This is a genomic window from Candidatus Methanoprimaticola sp. MG2, assembly GCF_047501175.1.
Taxonomy (GTDB): Archaea; Thermoplasmatota; Thermoplasmata; order Methanomassiliicoccales; family Methanomethylophilaceae; genus Methanoprimaticola.
The window spans coordinates 278,793-302,575 of sequence record NZ_JBEQWH010000001.1 but is presented as its reverse complement, the minus strand read 5'-3'; the positions used below and the strand labels follow the sequence as shown (position 1 = coordinate 302,575).

The window sequence follows — 23,783 nt, the reverse complement described above, 5'->3', positions numbered from 1 at the left end:
CCCCCCCCCCCCCCCCCCCCCCCCCCCCCCCCCCCCCCCCCCCCCCCCCCCCCCAGGCCCGCGGATGCCTCTGCGGTCTTTATACAGGCCATGAGGTCGTCCGCGGTGTTCCTGAGTGTCCCTGCGGACTCCGAGGATATCCTGAAAATGAGTTTCGACCCCTGCAGCTCCGACTCGACGTAGCCCGTGTTGTCCGGCCCCAGGGAATCCATGACCGCTCTGGCGACGGTCTCGTCGTCGTAATCTATCTCAAGCTGCAGGGAGATCATCGTATCACTTCTGCCCGAGGACGAAGTCCGCAATAGCCTTTCCTACCTGGGAGGTGGTCAGCGACCCTCCGAGATCGGGCGTGGTCATGCCGGCGTCCAGGACATGGCGCACTGCATCGTGCAGCATCCGTCCCTCATCGGGGAAGCCCTGGTTCTCGAGGAGCATCTGGGCCGCCAGGACCGCGGCTATGGGATTGGCCAGTCCGCGACCCGCGATGTCGGGGGCGGACCCATGGATGGGCTCGAACATGCTGACCCCCTCAGGATTGATGTTCCCGCTGCCGCCCATCCCTAGACCTCCCTGCAGCTGCGCCCCCAGGTCGGTGAGGATGTCCCCGAACAGGTTGGGCACCGCGACCGTGCCGAACGTCTCCGGACGGACGATCATGGCCATCGCCATGGCATCGACGAACATGAACTCCAGGTCCAGGCCGTACTCGGCGGCCTTCTCCCCGAAGATCTCCCTCTGCATGCCGTAGTTCCTCGTTATGACGTTCGCCTTGTCCACCAGAGTCACCTTCCCGTCACCGCGGTCCAGGGCGTAGCGGCAGCAGTAGTCGGCGAACCTCGTGACCGCCGTCCTGGACAGGAGTCCGATCTCGAACGCGAAATCGTCGCCGTTGGACGCCTTCGCGACCAGGTCTATGTCGATGTCGTACAGCTCCCTGCTCACGTGGACGTGTGCGGAGTCCCCTCCCGAATTGGGTCCGAACGTACCGTTGGCACCCATGTAGAAGTCCTCCGTGTTCTCCCTCAGGAAGTGTATGTCGAAGGGCACCTCGCGCTTCAGCGGGACCAGCGGGAACCAGGACGTCACGGGACGCAGGTTGATGTACTGGTCGAAGACCGCGCGCATCCTCAGGAGGATCCCCTGCTCCAGTATGCCGGGGGAGACGCGCGGGTCGCCGATGGCGCCGAAATAGATAGCGTCCTTGCCCTTCAGCAGCGATATGTCATCGTCCGTGAGGAGCTCCCCGGTCCTGAGATACCTCTCGGAACCGATGTCGACGTACTCGGCGTCCATGCCGAACGACGATATCTCGGAGACGGCCTCCAGGACCTCCATCCCGGCGGCGATGACCTCCTTCCCGATCCCGTCCCCGGGAACGACCGCGATATGCTTGGTGGTCATCGGAACCTGCCCTCCCTGATGAGGTTCATGAGTCCGCCGGAACGTATCAGCTCGCCTATGAACTGGGGATACTCGGGGAACCTGTAGGTGTTGTCCCCCACGCCGATCCGCCCGTTGTCAACGTCCACGGTGGCGATGTCGCCCTCGCGGGCATCCACCTTGCACTCCACCAGGAGCAGCCCCGTGTCCATGGAGTTCCTGTAGAATATCCTGGCGAAGCTCTCGGCTATTATGCACGAGAACCCCGCCTCACGCAACGAGAGGGGAGCGTGCTCCCTGCTGGACCCGCATCCGAAGTTGCGGCCCGCGACGAGTATGTCCCCCTTCTGCACCTGTTGGGCGAACCCTGGCCTGACCTTCTCGAATATGTAATCGTTGAGATGGTCGAGGTTGGCCGCGAGGAGCCTCTCAGCCGGGATTATCTGGTCCGTGTCCACGTTGTCCCCGAAGACCCAGACCCTTCCGGTTATGCTTTCCATCAGAATCCCTCCAGCTGGTCGGGGGTCACGATCCTGCCTGCGATGGCGGACGCGGCGACGACGGCCGGTCCGGCCAGATACACATAGGAGTCCTTCGCGCCCATCCTCCCGATGAAGTTCCTGTTGGTGGATGCCACCGCCACCTCGTCAGGGGCGAGGATCCCCATGTATCCGCCGAGGCATGCCCCGCATGTCGGACCGGAGACGAACGCCCCCGCCTCGAGGAACACGTCTATCAGGCCCTCGTCGGCCATCTGCCTCATGACGCGCTGGGATGCCGGGACCACTATCATCCTGACCCCGGGCGCCACATGGCGTCCCCTGACGATCTCGGCCCCGATGCGCATGTCCTCTATCCTCCCGTTGGTGCAGGATCCCAGATATGCCTGGTCGATCCTGACGTCGGCATCCTTCACGGGACGGCCGTTGCTGGGAAGGTGCGGATAGGAGACGAACGGCTCGAGCTCGGAGAGGTCGTACTCCAGGACGCTGCAGTAGACCGCGTCCTCGTCGGCCTCCACCGGGGTGTACTCCCCGCGGACATCGTTCCCGATGTACTCGCGCGTCAGGTCGTCGCACGGCCAGATCCCCGCCTTGCCCCCGGCCTCTATGGCCATGTTGGAGACGGCGAGCCTGTCCGGCACGGAGACGTTCTGGACATCGCCGTGGAACTCGAAGGCCTTGTAGTTGGCCCCATCGACACCGATGTCGGTTATGATCCTGAGGATGAGGTCCTTGCCTCCCACATACGGTCCGAACCTCCCCTTGAGCACGACCTTGATCGTCTCCGGGACCTTGAACCAGAGCTTCCCCGTGGCGAACACGGCGGCGGCCTCCGTGGACCCTATGCCGGTGGAGAGGGCGTTCACGGCCCCGTACGTGCAGGTGTGCGAATCGGCCCCGACTATGAGCCTTCCCGGGGCGGCGAACCCCTCCTCCACCATTATCTGGTGACACACCCCGCTCCTGCCTATCTCGAAGTAGTTGGGACACTGGTGCTCCTGTGCGAACGTGCGCATCTCCTTGGCCTGGGCGGCGGAATCAATGTCCTTCGCAGGGACGTAATGGTCCGGGATCAGGACCATCCTGTCCCTGTACAGCTCGTCCGTCCCCAGCTTCGCATACTCGCGGAACGCTATCGGTCCCGTGACATCGTTGACCATGACGTAGTCGACATCCGCGATCACGATCTGCCCTGCACGGGCATCCTTCCCGGAATGGTTGCTGAGGATCTTCTCGGCGATCGTCTTTCCTGTCATTGTTATCACTCACGTTTGATGTTGTCGCGGTTGATCGCACTGATCATCGCATCGATTGATGTTTCCACCACATCGGGACCGACCGCCTTTCCGACGACGAGCCCGGTTCCCTGACGGGCATGGTTCCTGACCATCACGGTGACCTCGCAGAGCGAGTTAGCCTTTCCGCTGATGGCTGCAAGCTTGTATTCCTCGAGCGTGTAGTCCCCGCCCATCGCCTTTCCGATGGCGTTCATGGCCGCATCGACCGGACCGACACCGATCTCGGCCGCCACGCGGATCTCGCCATTGACGGTCATGTTGACCGTCGCGGTGCTCGTCACACCCTTCCCGGTGACCACCGCCACACCGTCGAGCTTGACGGCGGGCTCACCGAGGGATGACTTGTAGACTATGTTGTCGGCTATGGCCCTGAGCTCGGCATCGTCGATCTCCTTGTCACCGACCGCGGCATCCTTGATGGCGGCCATGAACTGGGGCATCATCTCCTCGGGCATCCCGATGCCCATCTCGTCCAGCCTCTGACGGACGCCGTGCTCTCCGGAATGCTTCCCGATGACTATGTGACGCGCCACCCCGACGAGCTCGGGCTTGATCGGCTCATAGGTGAACGCGTTGGACATCACGCCGTGGACATGGATGCCGGACTCGTGTGCGAACGCGTTGCGTCCGACGATGGGCTTGTTGAACGCCTTGGGGAATCCGGTGATCCTCTCCACGTAGTTCGAGACCTTCCCCACCTTGGACAGGTCGACGGTCTCCACGTTGTAGTTGGCGAAGAGGTTGACCGCGACCTCCTCGAGGGACGCGTTCCCGGTCCTCTCGCCGATGCCGTTGACGGTGAGCTGTGCGATGGTCGCACCGGCCTCGATGGCCGCCATGGTGTTCGCCACGGCGAGCCCGAGGTCGTTATGGCAATGGACGGAGATCGGCACCTTGATCTCCTTGGCGATCTCGCCGATGAGATAGTGCATCGCCTGGGGGACGATCACCCCGACCGTATCGGGGACGTTGATCGCTCCTGCACCGGCCTCGACGACCGCCTTGTATACATCGATCATGTAGTCGAGCTCAGTCCTCGTGGCGTCCTCACAGGAGAACTGGACGTCCATCCCGTATGACCTGGCGTACTCCACGGCATCCACAGCCCTCTCGATGACCTGCTCCTTGGTCATCTTGAGCTTGTAGTCCCTGTGGAGCGGGGAGGTCCCGATGAAGGTGTGTATGCATCTCACACCGGTGTCCGCGGCCGCATCTATATCCTTGTGGACGGACCTGGCGAGACTGAGGGTCGTCGCCTTGGTCCCCGCATCCACGATCCTCTTGATCGTGTCCCTCTCGATGTCGCTGGATACGGCGAATCCGGCCTCGATGTAGTCGACCCCGAAATCGTCGAGGGCCATCGCTATGTTGAACTTGTCATCGGGGCTCAGCGCAATCCCTGGTGCCTGTTCCCCGTCGCGGAGGGTGGTGTCGAAGATCTGGATCGGCCCCCTTCCCTCAGGCAGCTTCGGGAGGGCAAGCTCATTGTATGGGCTGATTGCGAGCATTTCCCTAAGTCTAGCGTTCTCACTGGCCTGAGCTTTCATAAAAATCCCTCAAACCGTCCTAGCTCTCACTGGATTCACTGCAGAAGAAGCAGAAGAATGGCGGAAGCGTTGCAGATCATTTCGATGACCTCTGACGGTAATCGGGCGAAAGATGACATATTATAAAAAATTCTGGTTTTTCCTAAAAGATTGCTCCCGCTTACGCGGGAACAATTGAAGCTTGAAGATACCAATGTGTTGATAGGTACGTGTAGACCGAGTGATGGGAGGATCGACCTTCGATCGGCTCGACATGCACATCCTCCATCCCAATGGGTTTTTTCCTATCGAAAGGTACCCGATGATATCTACGGAACCATCGGGAGAAACAACCGATCGAGTGGACGATAATTGCATCGACCAGCCACTCATAATCCAATAACGCCAACAGTTGGCAATCGGTTTTCGAACAGGCAATGGGGCGGCCCTTCCGGACCGCCCCGTCTGGAGTTTCAGCTCAGGACGTCGTTCATGTCGTAGACGACGCCCTTCTTCTGCTTAACGACCCAGCCAGCGGCCATGACGGCCCCGCCGACGAAGATCTCCCTGGAATGGGCCTGGTGACGGATCTCTATGCGCTCGGAGTTACCGATGAACATGACGGTGTGGTCACCGACTATGTCCCCTCCGCGGATAGCATGGATGCCGATCTCCTTACCGCGAGGGCAGACCCCCTCGCGTCCGCAGACCAGGTCCTTTCCGCCCATCTCCTCGCTGATGATCTCCGCCGCGGTCATCGCGGTCCCGCTGGGAGCGTCCTTCTTCTGGTTGTGATGGGCCTCGATGATTTCCACGTCGTACTCGTCGCCCAGAAGCTTCGCGGCCTCCTTGATGAGCTTGAAGAATACGCCGACCCCTATGGAATAGTTCGAGGAGATGACGGCGGCGACGTTGTTCTTGGCGACGGCATCGGCGATGCTCGCCTTCTGTTCCGCGGAAAGCCCGGTGGTACCGATGACGAGATTGACCCCTGCGGCCGCTGCGACAGGGGCGTTGGCTGCCGTGGCGGGAGCGATGGTGAAGTCCACGAGGACGTCCGTCCCGGAATCCTTTAGCACCTGGGCGAGGTCCTTGGGATCGGAGACGGGAACGTCTAGCTTCCCGACGCCGACGATCTCCCCTATGTCCTTCCCGACGTTAACCAGATCGAACGCGGCGGATATGGTCAGCCCTTCGGTCGCCAGAACGCGGCGGATGATAAGGTTTCCCATGCGTCCGCACGCACCGACCAGTGCAACCCTGGTCCCGGTCATCGGTATGCCTCCATATGGAATGCTGCTTTCATGAGTCCTAACAAGCCGAACCGCGATATTAGCATTCCGCGACCGACGGAATGAAATGCCCTGCATGCATTGGCCGCACGTCAGAGACGGACGGGATACTGTGTATATCGTGTATATACAGTTATATACAATAAACCCGTACACTCACTCAGAGGAACGATGGACATCATCATCAGCAACTCCGGCGGAAGGCCGATCTATGAACAGATAGCCGACCAGATCAAAGGCCAGATAATCAGCGGGAAGCTACAGGCAGGCGAGCCGTTGCCCAGCATGCGCGCCCTTGCCCAGGACCTGAAGATCAGCGTCATCACCACGAAGAGGGCCTACAACGACCTGGAATCGGACGGGTTCATAGAGACGGTGGCGGGGAAGGGATGCTTCGTATCTGCGAAGGATCCCGGGATCCTGAGGGAAGGGAGCCTGAAGGCCGCCGAGGAGCACATACAGAAGGCGATAGATGCCGCGAGACGCGGCAACATAACCGCTGACGAGCTGAAACAGATGATCGACATCCTTTACGAGAGTGAGTGAGTTGGCGAACGCGATAGAGATATCTGGATTGAACAAGACATTCGGAGCATTCTCCCTTCGGGACATCGACCTCGAGATACCGAAGGGATACATCGTGGGGATGATCGGAGAGAACGGTGCCGGGAAGTCCACACTGATCAAGAGCATCACCGGTGCCGTGATCCCGGACTCCGGGACCGTGAGGATATCCGACGGCGACCGCGGGGACATGGGAATCGTGTTCGACGATTGCCACCTGCCCATGAACCTGAACATCGATCAGATAGGCGGGATCATGAGCGGCATGTTCCCCTCGTGGGATCAGGACACTTATGACAGACTGGTCCTCGGCTACGGATTGGACCGCACGAAGAAGCTGAGCACGTTCTCCCGCGGTATGAAGATGAAGATGCAGGTGGCCGTGGCCCTCTCGCACGACCCCAAGACCCTGATACTCGACGAGCCGACCGCGGGGATGGACCCCGCCGCCAGGGACGAGTTCCTGGACCTGATCATGGAGTACATCCAGGACGAGGGGCACACTGTCCTGATATCGTCCCACATAACCACGGACCTGGAGAGGATCGCGGACTACATCGTGTTCATGCACAAGGGCAAGCTGGTCCTGTCGGACGAGAAGGATTCGATACTGGAGAGGTACGGCCTTGTGAGATGCGGGAAGGATGCCTTCGATGCGCTCGACAGGGACACGATAGTGACCTCGCGCTCGAACGACATGGGCGTCACCGCGCTCACGACCGACAAGCACGGCATGCGCGAGGCGTATCCGGAGCTCGTCGTGGACGATGCGACGCTGGATGACATCCTGGTCATGATCGTCAGGGGTGACGGGGCATGAACGCACTCCTGTCGAAGGAGTTCATGACGCTCCGCAGCAGCCTCATCGGCCTGGTCGCCCTGGGGTCCCTGTTCGCCCTTGCGTTCGGTCACGGGTCCCCCTCCGCCACCTGTGTGATCGGGGTCGTCATGATGTCCTCGGTCGTGGGGTCCAGCTTCAGCTATGACGAGCTGTACCGCTGGAACCTGTTCGCGGTATCGTCCGGGATCGCGAGAAGGGACATCGTCAGGATGAAGTTCGCACTCGGGACGATCGTCGTCGCCATCGGACTGTGCATGGGCCTGGCCATGCTCCTCGTCAAGACCTCCATCGACGGGACGGCGATAGACGTCGGGGACCTCGTCGGCGGAATGGTCCTCGCCGCATCGCTGGGAATGGCCATGTGCTCCGTGAACTGTCTGGTGAACTATGTGTTCGACAGCTCGAAGGCCCAGATCGTGTCCATCGCACTGATGATCGTGATGATCTCGGCGATAGTGTCCCTGGCCACGCTGGACATGACGACGAACATCCCCTGGATCGGCGGCGTCCTGGTCCTAGTGGCCGCATCGGCCATATCTGCGACATCATATCGCATATCGATGTCCAGGTTTCAAAGGAAAGACCTCTGAGAGGTCATTGAGACAATCCCTCCGGACGCACAATGTCCGGAGGGCTCCCCCATCATATGCAGGATCGGGACCGTGAGGCTCGGATTAGGACGATGTGATGCGTTTCACTGACGTAATCGGTATGAAATCCTGGACACGCAGACGATGAAAGAGCCTCAGCGATGCCTTAAATAAACAGAACAAGATTCCAAGGATGAACGCGACCGGTCGTCCCATGACGGCCGTGAGATGTTTGACCAGCCGCCTCACGGCGGCTGTAAAAGGTTTTACTTCAGCAGTTCGACGATCAGCCGAATGATGCTGAGGACCAGGGTCGCCGTTTGCAAGTAGAGACTCTGGTCCTTCCTATCTTCGGACGTGCTTATCACCTCCAAGGATTCTCAGGACGGAGTCCGGCACACGGGTGTAGAAGTCCTGTGCACCGGACTTCACCCTGGCGACGGTTCTCAGATGGTCCGCGTATTTAGCGATTATAGTGTAGACATAATAACTGAAAAACTGACTTTTTCGGGTCAATATGTATACAGTGTATAAATTTTATATACCGGATGAAATGCCCCATCCCGGGCATTCGCCCGAGCACTGTCATGATACGCGAGAGCCATGTTCGCATGGATGACTCCATCGAGAACGATGCATGCGACCCGTCGGGATCGTCTCATGTCCGAGACGAAATCGAAACTGAGCCGATGGGCCGCATATTCCCTGGCCCTCAGGCCCTCCGGAACGAACCTCTCGTACTTCCCCATGTCCTCGACGTCCTCGAGGAGCACATAGTCCTCGGCATCCGTCTTCGGGACATGGTTCTTCAGCGACTGTTCCACCATCCCCCATGTGCGGTCCGTCCCGATCATGATCCAGAGCGGTGACGCGTATGCGAGGACCTCCACTCCCGGTACTTCCATCAGGGCCCTTCTCAGCCCCTCGAAGTTCCTGGTACCCGTCCAAGGGAACAGCGTGTATCCAACGGACGTCTCCATCGGACCGTCATATACCTTCTCACGGAACTCCGACCTGGTGGCCTCCAGTTCGGCCGATGCCGCCGAATCGAGCCATCTGAACGTCTCGTCGGACCGGAGGATCTCCCTCATGCGCCTCATCACACGGTCGTCTACCTCCGGAGGGACCGATTCCCACTTGGACTCCGCGGAGCCGTCCCCCGCCTCCCTGACGTCCGCCCAACCGTCGCCGCTTCCCGTGACCAGCCACACCTTCCCGGCCAGGCTGATCAGGCGACCCTCCTTCGGATTTCCCTGGACCGTACCGATGACCTTTCCCCCGAAACGTATCTCGGTCTCCATCGGCGTCTCGAAGACGGATGCGAACCCCCTCCCGTTCGCTATCGGCTCCGCCTTGAGACCGATCACCAGGGTCCCGTCCTCCAGCCTCTGGAGATGGCCCTCGGACAGCATGTGCATCGCCAGTTCCCTGGCCTCCTCCCGCGATATGTTCCTGAACGGCCACATCCTCAGCATGGAGTCCCTCAGCTCAGGCCACCTGACGTCGTGGTCGGATCCCTTGAGATATGCGATCATCTGATGGTACAGAAGTCCGAACGGCAGCGGGTTCGGACGTATCCCCTCTGTCCAGCCCCCCTTGAGACCGAGGTCCGTGACCGCTATCGCCCTGACAAGTTCCAGGGACATCCCGGGCGGGGACGGCGTCCACTTCTTCATGTCGTCCATGACCATCATGACCATCTCGCGCTTGCCTCCGCGACGCCCCGTCCTCCCCATCCTCTGGAGCATGGACGAGCAGGTGTACGGGGCGCCGATCTGGAGGACGCGGTCCAGCCCACCGACGTCCATGCCGAGCTCCAGAGTGGATGTCGCCACGACGGTGGGATGACGGCCTTCCTTGAGGTCCTCCTCGGCCTCCTTCCTCAATGTACCGGACAGAGAGCCGTGATGGATCCTCACCTGGTTCTGGGACCCCTCCGACCTGGACACCTTCGCGAGGGAGCGGGCGGTCCTCTCCGCCGACCCCCTGCTGTTGGTGAAGATTATGCACGAATGCTGGTCGGTCAGACGGAACATGTCCCGATAGTAGTCCTGGACGCACCTCCTGCGGTTCTCCTCGTCTGCCGGGATCCTGTAGTACTTGATCCCGATCCGGCCGGTGCTGTCGCTCTCCGACGATACGGACCGTATGCCCCTGTCGGTCCCGGCGCGGAGCCAGTCCTCCGCTCCGCCGATGTCCGACAGCGTCGCGGACAGACCTATGCGCCTCGGCGAACAGCCTGCGATGCGCTCTATGGCATCGAGCTCGCACAGGAGCTGGAGCCCGCGGTCGGAGGCCATGAACGTGTGGACCTCGTCTATGACGACGAAACGCAGGGAGGGGAACATCCTCCTGAGAAGCTCCGGTCCGTCGCAGATCACCCCCTGCAGGGACTCCGGCGTGATCTGCAGTATCCCCTCCGGACGGTCCCTCATCCTGTCCTTGGACGCCTTCGGGATGTCCCCGTGCCATCCCGTGATCGTGAGGCGGGAGTCTCTCAGCATCCTGTCGAGTCTGGAGAACTGGTCGTCGATCAATGCCTTCGTCGGACCTATGTACATGGCTCCGACGCCGTCCACGGGGTCGTTGCACAACGACGAGATCACCGGGAGCATCGCCGCCTCCGTCTTCCCGGAGGATGTCCCCGCACATATCAGGAGATGGTCCTCGGAATCGAACAGGACGTCGAAGGACTCCTGCTGGACAGGCCTCCAGGACGTCCATCCCTCCGCATGGATGCGGTCCTGCAGGAACGCAGGCATCCTCTGGAAATGATCGGTCATATCTCCAAGTCGTCGATGAGGTCGTCATCCGGGTCGGCATCGGCATCCACGTGCCTGCCCTCGACCATGTCCGAGAACCTGGCGTTCGGGTTCTGATGCAGCGTGTCGAGGAGACTGATGAAATCCCTGGTTATCTCCCTCGGGGTCACCATATCCCTGCCGCCGATAGTCGCCGTCACCGTACGGAGGTATGTCTCCAGCATCCCGTCGGTGATCCCCGATTCATATGAATAGCGCTGTTCGTGCATCCCCCTGAGTGTCCTGAGGAGGACGAAGATCTCCTCGCTCGTTAGGGGCCTCAGGTTGATGACCGGCCCCAGGTAGTTGTCGTAGCCGTTCTCGAACCTGCCGGACACGAGCCTCGACCTGAGCGCCTCGTAGCTGTACAGCCCGCGGTCCGGGTCCGTTATGAACTCCGGCGTCCCGCACACGTACATCGACAGGTGCGAGGACTTGCCCTGCATGATGTCGTTGAACATCGTCAGGAGACGCTCGTAGTTGTTGCTCCTGGATGCGCGGTTCTGGAGCTTGTACAGGACGACCGCCTCGTCCATGAACACCACCAGGCCCCTGTATCCGGCGCGCACGCCGAACTCCGCCCACAGCTTGACCATGTCGTACCAGTTGGAATCCCCTATTATGGTCGCGACGGAGAGGTCCCTGCGGGCATCGGACTTGAGGTCGTACTCCCCCTTGAACCACCTGATCGCAGGGGAGTCGTCCCTTCCGTCCATGAGGCCCTCCGCATATGCTCCGAGGACGTAGACGAAGTCCTGATAGAACGTCATCCCGGACATATCCGCGGTGGCCCTGCGGATGGATGCGCGGACGGCCTTCGGATCGGGACCCTCCGCGTCCATGATCGGATACAGCCACCCCTGGAGCAGGGACTCCATCGCACCGCCGTCGGGACGGGCCTTCACGGCCATGTTCCTGACAAGTTCGCGGTATGTGTTCAGACCCTCGCCCTTGCTTCCCGTGAGGCGCCTGTTTATGGCGAGGTCCGCATCCATCACGACGAATCCCTTGTCCATCGCATAGTTGCGGACCATCTGGATCATGAAGCTCTTCCCGTTCCCGTAGCGTCCGGAGATGAACCTGAACGCTCCGCCCCCCTCCGAAGTATCCTCCAGGTCCCCGACGAAGGTCTCGGTCTCCCTGCGGCGTCCCACCGCTATGTACTCCAGACCGCGTCTCGGGACGACCCCCGACGAGAGTGCGTTCATCATCGTGATGAGCGTGCGCTTGGGGATGTCGGTCAATCTATGATCCTCCTTATGTCGTCAACGTAGTCCTCGAAAGCCGTACCGCCTTCCATGATGGCATCCCCTATCGCATCCATGGCCTTTGAGTTTACGGAATCCTCCACCGACTGGGGGCGCCTCCCCGTCCCTTCCAGGGTCCATGCGCCGGCCCCGCGGTTCGTCAGGGACGCGGTGAGGTACAGGAGCTCCACATCATCCAGCGACGACCTCAGGGCATCCCACCCCGTCGGCTGTTCCGATGACGACACGGACTCCTCGATCGACCCGTCGCGATCCGGCTCGTCTACGGACATCATGCCCCTGACCGCCTCCAGGTCCGCGGCCGCGGATTCCACGGCATCGCGGTCTATCACGATCCGGGACGCCTCCTCCATCGCGGCCTCATGCATCCTATCCCGGTCGATGGAATCCATGAACTCCTCCGTAGAGGCCTCCGCAATCTCGCGATACTCCTGACGTATCTCCGTGGGAGCGCGCGGCACAGGTCTCCTGAGACGCGTGTTCACCACGCGTATGACCGTCCTGAATATGCCGTCCATGAGGTCGTTTATCCTCTTGGACTCCAGGACATTGACGAACTCCAGCCTCTCCACGGGGTTCTTGGGGGTCCACAGACCCTGATAGAACCGCTTGGTGAAGTACAGGTCGCGGGATCCGGCGCGGTCGATGATCCTCCTGCCCTTGTGCTCCTTCATGTAGGCGTCCACCCTGCGGACCGCGAGGGTGAACGCATCGGAATACAGCCCCGGGTCATCCGAGGTGTACCTCTCGGAATCATAGAGCGAGTACATCTCCGCCAGGGACACGCTCATCCTGCCCGGGGGGTCGCATGCGAGCTTGCTGTATGCCACATAGCGGTCGGCCCTGTCTATCGCCGCCGGAGGGACGTCGAAGCCGTTCAATATCGCATGGTCCGCACATGCCGTGCACAGGGACTGCGGTATGAACGAGCAGTGCGAATATGCGTCCAATGCCCTCTCCAGCTCCGATTGCACGCATTCCGGGTCATCATCGGAATTTATCAATTCCACGCAGTACAGCCAGATGTATCCGGAATCGGTGTTCAGATAGGTCCCCTCCCTGGCCATGGTGCGCCAGTGTATGTAGAACGAGATCTGCCCCGGTTCCATGGTGCTGTACGTCGGCATCAGCTTCTCTGACGGGGTGTACTCGACCGGATCGTCGCATGAATCGGCCATGTGCGTGCTTATCTCGCGAAGCGTCACCCTGGGGAAGGATGGGTCCGGATAGGCCTGGGGGATGATGTACGCCCTGTCGTCCTCCTCCTCGCATTCGACGACCAGGTCGTCGTTCCCCCAGAACCCTGCACCCTCCACGGATGCGCACCTGAAGTGCCTGGCATCGAACGGGTCGTCGCCCAGTACCGCGTCCACCGCGGCCGCGGCGATGCGACGGTATGCCTGAGGGAACGCCCTGGGGATCTGGGGTCCGCGCACGCCGTCCTCCCTCGTCAGCTTCGTGACGGTCCTGACGATGGCATCGATGATGTCATGGAGGGGACCGTCCGACACCCTGAGCGAAGGGACCGTCCTGTGCTCCGCCCCCGTGTAGTCCGCGAAACCCTCGAACGGCCATATGGTCACCGCCTCGGGCTCGCAGCCTATGGCACGGATGAATCCCTTCCCCTCCGAGGAACGGGTCATCTCGTCGATTCCCGCCAGGGTCATGGACACGATCTCCGCCATCTGGTCTATGCTCACGTCCGCATACTGACGCCAGTTGTAGCAGGACGACAGGAGTATGTCCGGATCGGGCATCCTTATGGGATATCTGGTGAGGTCCCATGTGAACAGGGTCATGGACCTGGAGAACGGGCGGCTGCGCGGTATCCTGCCCAACGACAGGCCGTTTGCGAGCGCGTAGTCCTCCGCAAGACGGGAGACGAGGGGTGCGAGCCTTATGCTCCCGGAACAGACCCTCGTGAACTGGATCATCCTCGTGAGGACATCGTCGGGGTCGTCCTTGGAGTTTATAAGCTCGCAGCAGCGCAGCCACGCGTATCCCCAGTCCGCCTTCAGGAGCTCCCCCTCGTCCGCCATCCTCCTCCACCAGAGGTAGTACTCCAGGCGCGGACCTTCCAGCACGGAGTAGTCGGGATGGTCGTACTCCGAATCCACGGGATCGCACTCGTGTCCCCTCTCGTCCCTGTATCTCTCGATGTCCGCGGAGAAATCCTTCGGATAGTAGGAGCGGTCCACCGTGGAGATGTAGCGCTCGGTCGAGAATGGATTGAATCCGCGGCCCATGCGGTTCGCATAGTCGATTCCGTATATAAGGTAAGGACGGAGGACCGCATCGGAGCGGTCCTCCGGGTTTTCAACAGGCGAAGAAGCCCTTGGTCTTCAGCATGTGCCTCTTGATGAGGTGCGAGCCGAAGAAGTAGATGCACGCTATGAACGGCATCCAGAGCAGCGCATACAGCGGTATCGCGTACAGGTCGGTGTATCCCGCGATGGCCTCCCAGAGCCCGCCGCTGAACGGCAGGAGGGTCCCGACCGCGAGTGCCACGATCGTCGTCACCACTAGGATCTTCGCGGAGCAGGACTGGAAGAACGGGAGCTTGTTGGTCCTGACGATGTGGATGGCCCATACCTGCATCCAGTACTGCTCGATGCACCACAGGGACTGGAACAGGACCATCACCCAGAACAGGCTCTCGTACTCCCCCACTCCCAATGGCACGCCGCTCAGGACGGCGTCCGCGGCGGTGTATATGCCCTGGTCCTCGAATCCGGTGACGCCTATGCCGGCCATCACCACGAAGATGAAGAATATCCACGACATTATGTCCGTGACGACGCACATCGGTCCGTAGCGATACATCACCGCTGTGAGGTTCGGAGCATCCCACGTCCTCGGCTCGCGCACGAACTCGTCCTCGACCTTGTCCCAGGTCGTGAACAGGCATGCGATGTCGTTGATCAGATTGAAGATCAGGATCATGATCCCGCCCATGGGCTCGAAGTTGAACAGCAGCGACCCCAGGATCAGGGAGAACATGTATCCGAAGTTGATCGAACCGATCATCTTGACGTACTTGATCGAGTTGACGTAGACCTTCCTTCCCTCGATGGCCCCGGTCTTCAGGACGTTCAGGTCCTTCTCGAGGAGGATCATGCTCGCGGTCTCCTTCGCGATGTCCGTTCCCGTATCGACGGATATGCTCACATCGGCGTTCCTCATGGCGAGGACGTCGTTGATCCCGTCTCCCATCAGACCGACGGTGTGTCCGTTGGCCTTCAAGGCCTTGACGACCCTGGCCTTGTCATCGGGCGTCAGACTGGTGAACACGTGCACGCGCTCGACGACCTCCGCGAGCTCGTCATCGTCGTAATCGTCTATGGTGTCCCCGGTGAGGATCTCGCTCACGTCGATGCCGATCTGCTCGCAGACGTGACGGGTGACGTACTCGTTGTCCCCTGTGAGGACCTTGACGTCGATGCCGTACTCGGCCATGTCCCTTATGGCATCCTTGGCGGAGGGCTTGACGGGATCCGTGAACACGACGTATCCGACGAAGATGAGGTCCGTCTCGTCCTCGTCCGTGAACTCGGTCTTCCCGGAGGGCATGGGCTTGTACCCCACTCCCAGCACGCGCATCCCCTTGACGCTGTACCACTCGATCATCCCGAGGATCTCGTTCTTGCGCTTGTCATCCATGGGCTGGATGTTGCGGTCCTGGTCCAGGTAGGCGCTGGAGATGTCGAGCATCTCGGGGATGGCCCCCTTCGTGATCATCAGATCGATGCCCTCGCCCTTGCTGACGACGACGGTCGCCCTCCTCCTGTCGAAATCGAAGGGGACGTCGCCCACGGACTGGTACGACTCCACGGTCTCGGAGTCCAGCTCCTCGTCCGCGTACTCCTGCAGTGCCCAGTCGATCTGGTTTGTCGCGGACCTGAGGTTCTTGGCGTTGAGGCACGAGTACAGCTCCACGGTGGAGCTGGAGTTCCCGTACAGGTCGCTGCAATCCTTCACTGAGATGCGGTTCTGTGTCAGGGTCCCGGTCTTGTCGGAACAGAGGACGTCCATGGCCCCGAAGTTCTGGATGGCCGTGACGTCCTTCACGATGACCTTCTTCTTCGACAGGTCTATCGCACCTTTCGCAAGGTTCGTGGAGACGATGGTTGCCAGCATCTCCGGCATCAGACCTATCGCCAGCGTCAGGGCGTATACGACGGCGTTGAGGAAATAGTCCGGGTCGTTCGCCATGTATCCCTTTATCAGGATTATGAAGAACACCGGGGGGACCATGCAGAACATGATCTTCAGAAGGACGTTCACGATGGACTTGGACCCTTTGTCGTATGTGGTCGACGGCTTCTTCTCGCTGAGGGATTCGGCCATGTTGCCGAAGATCGTGTCGTCTCCGACGGCGACCACCATCGCGACGGCCGATCCGCCGACGACGTTGGTCCCCATGAACGCCAGGTTGTCGCAGGTCAGTATGTTGCCCCCGACCTCCTTGGCCTCACTGTACTTTCCGACCGGGTTGGACTCACCGGTCAAGGCGGACTGGTCCACCTTAAGATGATTGGAAGAAATGATCCTGACATCGGCAGGGACTAGGTCCCCCGTGTCTAGGATGATGATGTCTCCTACGACAATGTCTCTGGAGTCTACCTCCATCTCGGTCCCTTCACGGACCACCGTGATGATTGTCGTGACCATGCTCACCAGTTGAGCCGCGGCCTTGCTGCTGCGCGTCTCCTGGACGAACGTGACCGTCCCACTCACCAGGATGAGTGTGGTGAGGATCACGAAGTATATTATGTCCGGATCGAGGACCATCCATAGGATGTCGATTACCGCAAGAGAAATTATGAAGATATTAACGAAGGAGTGGTACAACCTTTTCAGGACCACGTGCTTGTTGTGATTGGTGACTTCGTTCTTCCCGTACTTGATACGGGATGTCGTAAGCTCTTCGTTGAAATGTCCTTCCAACCTGCTGTCGTACTCATTCAGCACATCGCTAGCCTCGGTCGAGGCGGCGCGTCTGAGCCTTTGTTCTGGGGTATCCGTCGAACCTTTGACCACGGGAGGGCATGGGTCCTCTTATTTAAAACAAGGACCAAGCGAAACGTCTCGGAAGGATGCCCGAGGGGACTCCTCGGGCAGGAAATGTTTTGAAAATGGGTGGAAAGGGCTCAATCCTTCTTTTCCACCGGCTCCGCGGGAGCCTCATCGGGTGTGTCCGGCTGTGCGTCGGCGGAAGCCCCCTCGGCCTCTTTCACGGGGGCGTCCTTGACCTCCTCCACGGGAACGTCCTGTTCCTGCGGAGCGGCCTCGGCATCGTCCTCGGACCTCGTCTGTTCCCTCTCGGCCTTCCTGGCCTCGCGCTCCTTCTCGCGGACGGCCTTCTTCTCCTGACGGTACTGCTCGCGGTTCTTCCTGACATCCTCGCGGAGCTTCCTCTTCGCCTCGGCCCGCTCCTCCTTGGGAAGCTTCTTGATCTCTTCCTTGCGCTTCTCGTTGACACGACGGTTCTTCCAATACTCGTCGGAAGCGCGGTTCTTCTCCTTCTCCTCGGCATTCTCGCGCTCTTTCGCAAGCTTCGCATGCCTGGCTTTCGCCTTGGCATCGTCCGACGTGGTCTCGATGATCTTCTTGGCCATGGATCAGCACCATTCCTATGGGGGACAGTGAACCCTATGAACTATATAACAACAAAGAGGAGAAGTGCGGGACCCGTGGACCGGGCCCCTTTGTATGATCACTGGTTGGACTTCCAGACACCGTGCTTGTTGCACAGTTCCCATGCCACGATGTTCTCGGCATCGGTCTTGAAGGTGGCCTCGGGCTTGTCACCGGGCTTGAGATACTCCCTCATCAGGATGCCATCGGCGCATATCTCGATGTAGACGATGTAGTGCTCATCGGTCATGGGATGGGGGTTGTCCTTCCCGACGACCACGGTGACGAGGTTCCCGTCCCTGGTGATATAGGGGACGTGCTTCTCCTTGGCCGCATCCTCGGTCTTCACCTCGGCGGCCTTCATGGGCTGTCCGCAACAGGACGGATTGCATCCCCCTTTGTAAAGGAGCTCGACGACTGTTCCGCATTTCTCGCAGACGAATTTCTGAGTCATAGTATCCTCGGGACGGTGATTCCCTCGGACCTCCTTTATAAGATTCGCCGTTTCACGGGATGTGTAACCTCCGTTATCATGTCCATCGGGTGACCGTCTCCACAATGTCCTTATGATACGCGCGCATTGGACGGGGCATGGACATCCCTGTGATCTTCGCGCAATCCGGCAGAGGCGACGAGATACGCTCCCTCACACTGCCGGAAGGCCGTTGCATACCATCATCGGATAGTGCGGATGTCCCGCTGAGCGAAGCCATCGCGGCACTCCCCCGCACCGAATCCAGACAACCGGTGGTCATCGCCGACTGGGGCAGCATAAGGTCCAGAAGGTTCGAGGAAGGGGTGGTCAAAGGGATGAAGGTCCGCGGAAGGGACATCTGGCTGATGATCTGGATAGAGGATGCGGACGACCTCATGGATGCGTTCAACACCGTTGCGGACACGGTCATGGCCCCGCTTCACGCCATATCCGGGGAGGAGGACCTGAAGGACATATGCTCGCTGTCGGACAGCGTGATCCCCACCGTGTTCTGCACTGGCGGGAGGGCCATGGGCATGGGCTCCCGGCGTTCCGACCTGACAGAGGTCGTTCCCGACCTTGTCGACATGGGATTCTACAGGATCTGCGTGGTCGACCCGGACGACTCGGTAGATGCAGAGACATGGGACATCATACGCGACATCTGCCCGTCGTGCATGCCGCTGGTTTCGGACCGGTCGATTGCCAAAGACTTCGCGGACGCGATCGTCCCCCTAAGGCTCCGATCCTTGCCCCTAGGAACCCCTCCACGGCATCCTGGACGCCTTCCGTGCCGACCCTGTCCGTCCCGGAGACCTCCAGATGGCCCAACCACTCCATCCCCAGCATGGCCGAGAACGCCTTGAAGATGGACACGGTGTGACGGAACTCCGGCCTGTCGCTCCCTCCGCACATCAACCCGACCATCTTGGAGGGATGGGGCATGTCCCTGACGAACCAATAGGGCTGGAAACGGTCCATGACGGTCTTGGTCATGGACGATGGACCGCTGAAATGGATAGGGGTAGCGAGGACAAGGATGTCCGCCCTCGAGAACTCATCGTATATCCTGGACATCCCGTCATCGAGGACGCACCGCCCATCGTGACGGCACCCTCCGCAATCACGGCAGTGCTATATCCCGTCCACTGGATCGAGCCTCGTGACGGTACACCCGTTCTCCTCCAGGAACGCTGCGGCGGACCTGCACATGGTATCCGTCACCCCGCCCTCGTGGGCGCTTCCGCAGATGATGAGTGCCCTCTGCATGACCCAGATATTGGTAATCAGCTTAATAACGCGTGTCCATATGGGTGAGCGAGAGCAATGAGTGATTTCAGCAAGGTCAAATCCGTCGAGATGCCCAGGGATGTGGTTGCCGGGCACGGCGTGATAGAACGGGTGCGGGACATCTGCCAGAATCTGCACCTCTCGGGATCCGGGACGATAATTACCGGCGGAAAGACCGCGGAGGTCGCCGGAAAGTACGTCAGGGACCTGATGACCGGATACGAGATGGACATGTGCAATGTCGGTGAGGCGACACTCGAGAATGCTAGGGCGGTGGAGGAGTGCGCCGAGGAAAGGGGGTCCTCGTTCATACTCGCCGTCGGTGGCGGGAGCAAGATCGACCTGGCGAAGGTCGTGTCGAACGATTTGCACATCCCGTTCATCTCCATACCGACCTCGGCGGCCCATGACGGGATCGCATCCAACAGAGCGTCCCTCAAATCGAAGGAGGGGTCCAGGTCCGTCTCGTCGGCATCCCCTCTCGCGGTCATCGCCGACACGGAGATCATCGCCAAGGCGCCCTACAGGCTGCTGGCGTCCGGATGTGCCGATGTCATCTCCAATCTCACTGCCCTCATGGACTGGGACTTCGCCCGCAGGCTCAAGGGCGAATCGTTCAGCAGGTCGGCGTTCTCGCTCTCCAAGCATTCGGCGGACGAGATAATAGACGGTTCCAACCTCATCAAGCCCAACCTCGAGGAGAGCGTATGGGTGGCGATAAAGCCCATCCTGATGTCTGGGATCTCCATGTGCATCGCGGGAAGCTCCAGACCCACGAGCGGCGCGGAGCACATGTTCTCCCACACACTAGACATGAGGTGTCCCGGCAAGGCGCTCCACGGGGAGCAGTGCGGGGTCGGGTCGATAATGACCATGTACCTTCACGGAGGTGACTGGGAGAGGATACGCGACGCGCTCGAGCAGATAGGCGCCCCCACGACCGCCAGACAGCTCGGGATACCCAGGGAGGAGATCGTCTACTCGCTGTCCCATGCGACCGAGATAAGGTCCGACCGCTTCACGATATTGGGCGACAACGGGATATCCGAGGATGTCGCGGAGAGGATAGCCGTCGCCACGGGGGTGATCTGATGGGGATCACTCTCATAGGGAAGGATGTCGCCGTTGTGGGCAACGAGTTCTACTACCTCGGAGCGCTGGAATCCTGTGAAGGATGCAGGTTGAAGAGCGTCTGCTTCAATCTCGAAGAGGGCACGAGGTACAGGGTGACGAACGTCAGGGGCCAGGAGCATGACTGTCCCGAACTGGACGACGAGAGGATCGTAGCCGTGGAGGTGGAGAAGGTCCCGTCGCCCGCGATCCTGCCCAAGAAGGGACTGCTGGAAGGCATCACGGTGACGTACGCGGAATCGAAATGCGACAACGTGGGCTGCAAGTACTGGCACCTGTGCCATCCGGTCGGAAAGCTGGAGGGCAAGAAATACTCCGTCGTCCGCATGGGCGAGGACGTCCCCTGTCCGAGGGACGAGAGGCTGTCCTTCGTGGACCTCCTCTGACCAATGGTTTCCACCCGGTCGGCCCAGCAGCTGGTCCGACCGGGATCCATCTCAGAACTTCTCGCCGGTGATGCGCTCGTACATGTCCACGTAGAGCTTGCTCACACGGTCGATTATGTCCTGGGGAAGGGCGGGTATGTCGGGTTCCGGCTGTCCGCTGTCCCTTGCGGCATAGAGCTCCGCATGATATCCGGTGTCACGGTAGTACTGGCGGACGAACTCCTTGGACAATTCGACGATGTTCCCCTTGGCATATTCCTCGGCGTCCCACCAGCGGTCCTCGTCCAGGGTCCCGAAGGTGTCGACGACCATGAGCTTCCTCTCCTTGTCGTAGGCGAACTCCTTCTTCCCGTCGCAGTGGATGAGTCCGCGCTTCCCGGCCTCGCGTGCGATGATCGCATCGATCCTCAGCACGGTGTCCTTGATCTCCTGGAACTCGGCGTCGGAGAGTCCGGCCATCTCCTTGGCCTCCTCGTCGGTGAGGTTCTCATCGTGCTCCTCCAGCTTGGTGGTGCACTCGATGAACGGCTTGGGGAGCTTCTCCCCGCGCTTGACCTCATGTCCGGCAGGGAAACCGAGGTCCTCGGGCTTGACCTTGCCGGACTTGAGCCTGTCCAGCATGGATCCTGCGGCATAGTACCTGCAGATGACCTCGAGGGGGATCAGATAGTTGGTGGTCTTCCCGTCGATCTTGCTGTAGTCGCGGATTATGTCCACCCTCTCGACCCTCATCCTGTCCTTGGAGGGCTCGCTGATGTAGTGGTTGCGGATGCCCTCCTCGGAGAGGAGGTTGAACCAGTACTTCGCGGTCCTGCAGAGGGTCTCCCCCTTATGGGGGACCTTCGAGGGGATGATCTTGTCGAAGACGGAGATGTTGTCGGTGTACGCGAACTCCAGAGTGTCGGCGTCGACCTCGTAGACCTCCTTGACCTTCCCGGTCATGATGTGCTTCATGAGACGTGCGATATCTCGGTCGGATTTATACACATTCTCTCCGACGATGGAGCGATGCTACAGGGATGACCGTCACGGCAGCATCCCGTCAGACATGTGTCGAAAAACGCATAGGTCGGGACAGGTCAGCTCCCGCACCTCTCGCACGAGGAATTCGAAGAGATCTCCGTGGATCCGATGCTCCAATCCTGCATGTCGACCGTGATGAGTCTGCCCCTGGCCTTGGACGGGAGACCCGCGATGAGACGGATGGCCTCCGTCGCCTGGATCCCGGCGATCACGGACACGGTCGATCCCATGTTCGGAGGGTTCTCCGCATCCTTCAGTGTGCCGATCATGCATCTGAGGCATGGGGTCTCCCCGGGTACGCACACCGTGACCTGCCCATGGTTGCCTGTGACGCCCGCATGGACGAGCGGAACGCCGTTCTCCGCACACCAGTCGCCCAGAGCCAGCCTCGACTCTATGTTGTCGAGACAGTCCAGAACGACCGTGCAGCCGGAGAACATCGCGGCGGACTCGTATGTGACGGGTTCGGCATGGGCATCCGCCATGGACGAATAGTTCAGAGCGAGTGCCCATTCAGCGGATATGGCGCACTTGGGACGAAGGTCCCCGGCGGAGTAGATGAACTGACGGTTGAGATTGCTGATATCGGGAACGTCCGGGTCGCAGAGGACGAAATCCATGACCCCGGCCTCGACCAGACATGTCAGAGCGTTCACGCCGAGTCCGCCGCATCCTGCGATGCCGACCCTGGCACCCATAAGCCTAGCCTGTCCCTCCTCGCCCACGATGGGCATCTGCCTCTCATATCTGCCGTTCATAGTCTACCCTCGGACATCTCTAACATCATTGTCAGCGCGGTCGAGACCGTCTGTCTCCTGACTGAGGCACGGTCCCCCTCGAACAGGTTTCTGGACACCACGATGCGTGGGCCGTCCGTCACTGCGACGTATACAAGCCCCACGGGCTTCCCCGGTGTGGCCCCGCCGGGCCCTGCGATGCCCGTGACGGCGATCGCGTGATCGGCCCCGTACAGCTCCGTCGCGCCACGCGCCATCTCGCGGACCGTCTCCTCGCTCACGGCCCCATGGGACATCAGGGTGTCGTGGGACACTCCCAGGACCTTCTCCTTGGCATCGTTGCTGTATGTCACGGCACTTCCGAGAAAGAACTCGGACGCTCCGGGAACATCGGTCAGGGCAGCGCCGATGAGCCCCCCTGTGCAGGATTCGGCACAGGCTAGGGTCGTTCCGCGGGACATCAGGGATCCGGCGAGTCTCTCCGCCTCAGATGGGGGCATTGTTCCCCCCGTCCGCGGCCCTCATCCTACCGACGCCGTCGATCGCATCTATCACACGGGCGGCCGCATCCGGCACGAGCGACCTCCAATCCTCCCCGCTGATCATCCTCCTGCGGATCTCGGTCCCGGAGTAGTACTCGCGGTTGTAGAGGGGGGAGTCCCTTACCTCGTAACCGGACTCCTCGAACAGTCTGCGGGTCATGGGGTTGTTGGTGTACACGCATCTGAACGGCGGGCACATCGACTCAACGTGAGCGACCCACACCGAGTAGCGGTTCAGGTCCTCCACGGGAACGATCGAGTAGTTGGTTATCCCGGCCTCGACGAGGGCGCGGTCGATCATCAGGTAGCGCTCGCCGGCCGTGAACGGATTGGACTGATGATGGGAGTACTGCGCGCTCCCGATCCCCACGATGAGGTGGTCGGACTCGGATGCGCATTTGGACAACACCTCCATGTGACCGAGGTGAAGCGGCTGGAAACGTCCGATGACAAGGGAATATCCCGCATACTCGTCCTTCATCGGGTGTCCCAACAATCA

General features: G+C 60.5%; 23 protein-coding genes and 1 pseudogene. 6 read left to right on the top strand and 18 right to left on the bottom strand.

The genetic code is table 11. The features are described from left to right. From V5D86_RS01420 to dapB, 6 genes are all read right to left on the bottom strand, one after another. The coding region (locus tag V5D86_RS01420; protein ID WP_414594913.1) for a KEOPS complex subunit Pcc1 at window positions 1-269 on the bottom strand (269 nt) is incomplete at its 3' end. A 4-nt stretch (window positions 270-273) separates the two neighbouring features. Continuing rightward, window positions 274-1,401, bottom strand: coding sequence for an isocitrate/isopropylmalate dehydrogenase family protein (locus V5D86_RS01415; RefSeq protein ID WP_414594912.1), 1,128 nt, complete (start codon window positions 1,399-1,401; stop codon window positions 274-276). Then, window positions 1,398-1,880: a 3-isopropylmalate dehydratase gene (locus V5D86_RS01410; protein WP_414594911.1), complete on the bottom strand. Its 483-nt coding sequence runs from the start codon at window positions 1,878-1,880 to the stop codon at window positions 1,398-1,400. Before V5D86_RS01410 ends, V5D86_RS01415 begins: the two co-directional genes overlap by 4 nt. Continuing rightward, window positions 1,880-3,139: a 3-isopropylmalate dehydratase large subunit gene (locus V5D86_RS01405; protein ID WP_414594910.1), complete on the bottom strand. Its 1,260-nt coding sequence runs from the start codon at window positions 3,137-3,139 to the stop codon at window positions 1,880-1,882. Before V5D86_RS01405 ends, V5D86_RS01410 begins: the two co-directional genes overlap by 1 nt. Before the next feature lie 5 nt (window positions 3,140-3,144). Further along, window positions 3,145-4,689, bottom strand: coding sequence for a 2-isopropylmalate synthase (locus V5D86_RS01400; protein ID WP_414594916.1), 1,545 nt, complete (start codon window positions 4,687-4,689; stop codon window positions 3,145-3,147). Window positions 4,690-5,180: 491 nt separating this feature from the next. Further along, on the bottom strand, window positions 5,181-5,981 hold the full coding sequence (gene dapB / locus V5D86_RS01395) for a 4-hydroxy-tetrahydrodipicolinate reductase (RefSeq protein ID WP_414594909.1): 801 nt from the start codon (window positions 5,979-5,981) through the stop codon (window positions 5,181-5,183). A 189-nt stretch (window positions 5,982-6,170) separates the two neighbouring features. Here dapB and V5D86_RS01390 point away from each other — a divergent pair, with 189 nt between their 5' ends. Genes V5D86_RS01390 through V5D86_RS01380 form a run of 3 tightly spaced genes read left to right on the top strand, consistent with a single transcriptional unit; the run spans window position 6,171 to window position 7,994 of the window. Then, entirely contained in the window at window positions 6,171-6,545 is a 375-nt protein-coding gene (locus V5D86_RS01390; protein ID WP_414594908.1) for a GntR family transcriptional regulator, read from the top strand. Continuing rightward, window positions 6,538-7,383, top strand: a complete 846-nt coding sequence (locus tag V5D86_RS01385; protein WP_414594907.1) for an ABC transporter ATP-binding protein — start codon at window positions 6,538-6,540, stop codon at window positions 7,381-7,383. The genes V5D86_RS01390 and V5D86_RS01385 overlap by 8 nt, the downstream gene beginning before the upstream one ends. Next, the gene (locus V5D86_RS01380) at window positions 7,380-7,994 is read left to right on the top strand and encodes an ABC-2 transporter permease (RefSeq protein WP_414594906.1); all 615 of its coding nucleotides are present in this window, start codon (window positions 7,380-7,382) and stop codon (window positions 7,992-7,994) included. Before V5D86_RS01385 ends, V5D86_RS01380 begins: the two co-directional genes overlap by 4 nt. A 512-nt stretch (window positions 7,995-8,506) precedes the next feature. Here V5D86_RS01380 and V5D86_RS01375 read toward each other — a convergent pair. From V5D86_RS01375 to V5D86_RS01350, 6 genes are all read right to left on the bottom strand, one after another. Then, complete coding sequence (locus V5D86_RS01375; RefSeq protein WP_414594905.1) at window positions 8,507-10,777, bottom strand: DEAD/DEAH box helicase; 2,271 nt, start codon at window positions 10,775-10,777, stop codon at window positions 8,507-8,509. Then, window positions 10,774-12,039 carry an ATP-binding protein gene (locus V5D86_RS01370; RefSeq protein ID WP_414594904.1) on the bottom strand — a complete coding sequence of 422 codons (1,266 nt, stop codon included), beginning with the start codon at window positions 12,037-12,039 and terminating at the stop codon, window positions 10,774-10,776. Before V5D86_RS01370 ends, V5D86_RS01375 begins: the two co-directional genes overlap by 4 nt. Next, the gene (locus V5D86_RS01365; protein ID WP_414594903.1) at window positions 12,036-14,309 is read right to left on the bottom strand and encodes a TerB N-terminal domain-containing protein; all 2,274 of its coding nucleotides are present in this window, start codon (window positions 14,307-14,309) and stop codon (window positions 12,036-12,038) included. Before V5D86_RS01365 ends, V5D86_RS01370 begins: the two co-directional genes overlap by 4 nt. A gap of 70 nt (window positions 14,310-14,379) precedes the next feature. Beyond that, window positions 14,380-17,103, bottom strand: a complete 2,724-nt coding sequence (gene mgtA, locus V5D86_RS01360; RefSeq protein WP_414594902.1) for a magnesium-translocating P-type ATPase — start codon at window positions 17,101-17,103, stop codon at window positions 14,380-14,382. A gap of 110 nt (window positions 17,104-17,213) precedes the next feature. Next, entirely contained in the window at window positions 17,214-17,681 is a 468-nt protein-coding gene (locus V5D86_RS01355) for a hypothetical protein (RefSeq protein ID WP_414594901.1), read from the bottom strand. Between the two features lie 98 nt (window positions 17,682-17,779). Continuing rightward, window positions 17,780-18,154, bottom strand: a complete 375-nt coding sequence (locus V5D86_RS01350; protein ID WP_414594900.1) for a desulfoferrodoxin family protein — start codon at window positions 18,152-18,154, stop codon at window positions 17,780-17,782. Between the two features lie 137 nt (window positions 18,155-18,291). Between V5D86_RS01350 and V5D86_RS01345 the strand changes: the two genes are divergently transcribed. Then, the gene (locus V5D86_RS01345; protein ID WP_414594917.1) at window positions 18,292-19,041 is read left to right on the top strand and encodes a hypothetical protein; all 750 of its coding nucleotides are present in this window, start codon (window positions 18,292-18,294) and stop codon (window positions 19,039-19,041) included. A 16-nt stretch (window positions 19,042-19,057) separates the two neighbouring features. Here V5D86_RS01345 and V5D86_RS01340 read toward each other — a convergent pair. Both V5D86_RS01340 and V5D86_RS01335 read right to left on the bottom strand, forming a co-directional pair. After that, window positions 19,058-19,252 (bottom strand): annotated as a pseudogene (locus V5D86_RS01340) (NAD(P)H-dependent oxidoreductase); the annotation flags it as partial. Between the two features lie 57 nt (window positions 19,253-19,309). Beyond that, entirely contained in the window at window positions 19,310-19,444 is a 135-nt protein-coding gene (locus tag V5D86_RS01335) for a hypothetical protein (RefSeq protein ID WP_414594899.1), read from the bottom strand. A gap of 57 nt (window positions 19,445-19,501) precedes the next feature. Between V5D86_RS01335 and V5D86_RS01330 the strand changes: the two genes are divergently transcribed. Continuing rightward, entirely contained in the window at window positions 19,502-20,557 is a 1,056-nt protein-coding gene (locus V5D86_RS01330; RefSeq protein WP_414594898.1) for an NAD(P)-dependent glycerol-1-phosphate dehydrogenase, read from the top strand. Beyond that, a complete protein-coding gene (locus tag V5D86_RS01325) occupies window positions 20,557-20,982 on the top strand; it encodes a UPF0179 family protein (protein WP_414594897.1) in 426 nt (141 codons plus the stop codon). Before V5D86_RS01330 ends, V5D86_RS01325 begins: the two co-directional genes overlap by 1 nt. 51 nt (window positions 20,983-21,033) lie before the next feature. Here V5D86_RS01325 and purC read toward each other — a convergent pair whose 3' ends face one another. The 4 genes from purC to V5D86_RS01305 all read right to left on the bottom strand — a co-directional run bounded on the left by purC (window position 21,034) and on the right by V5D86_RS01305 (window position 23,765). Further along, window positions 21,034-21,936, bottom strand: a complete 903-nt coding sequence (gene purC, locus V5D86_RS01320; protein WP_414594896.1) for a phosphoribosylaminoimidazolesuccinocarboxamide synthase — start codon at window positions 21,934-21,936, stop codon at window positions 21,034-21,036. A 125-nt stretch (window positions 21,937-22,061) separates the two neighbouring features. After that, window positions 22,062-22,763 carry a HesA/MoeB/ThiF family protein gene (locus V5D86_RS01315; protein ID WP_414594895.1) on the bottom strand — a complete coding sequence of 234 codons (702 nt, stop codon included), beginning with the start codon at window positions 22,761-22,763 and terminating at the stop codon, window positions 22,062-22,064. Continuing rightward, window positions 22,760-23,242 (bottom strand): CinA family protein, encoded by a 483-nt coding sequence (locus tag V5D86_RS01310; RefSeq protein WP_414594894.1) that lies wholly within the window; start codon window positions 23,240-23,242, stop codon window positions 22,760-22,762. The genes V5D86_RS01315 and V5D86_RS01310 overlap by 4 nt, the downstream gene beginning before the upstream one ends. Then, entirely contained in the window at window positions 23,229-23,765 is a 537-nt protein-coding gene (locus V5D86_RS01305; RefSeq protein WP_414594893.1) for a nicotinamide-nucleotide adenylyltransferase, read from the bottom strand. Before V5D86_RS01305 ends, V5D86_RS01310 begins: the two co-directional genes overlap by 14 nt. Between the last annotated feature and the right edge of the window lie 18 nt (window positions 23,766-23,783).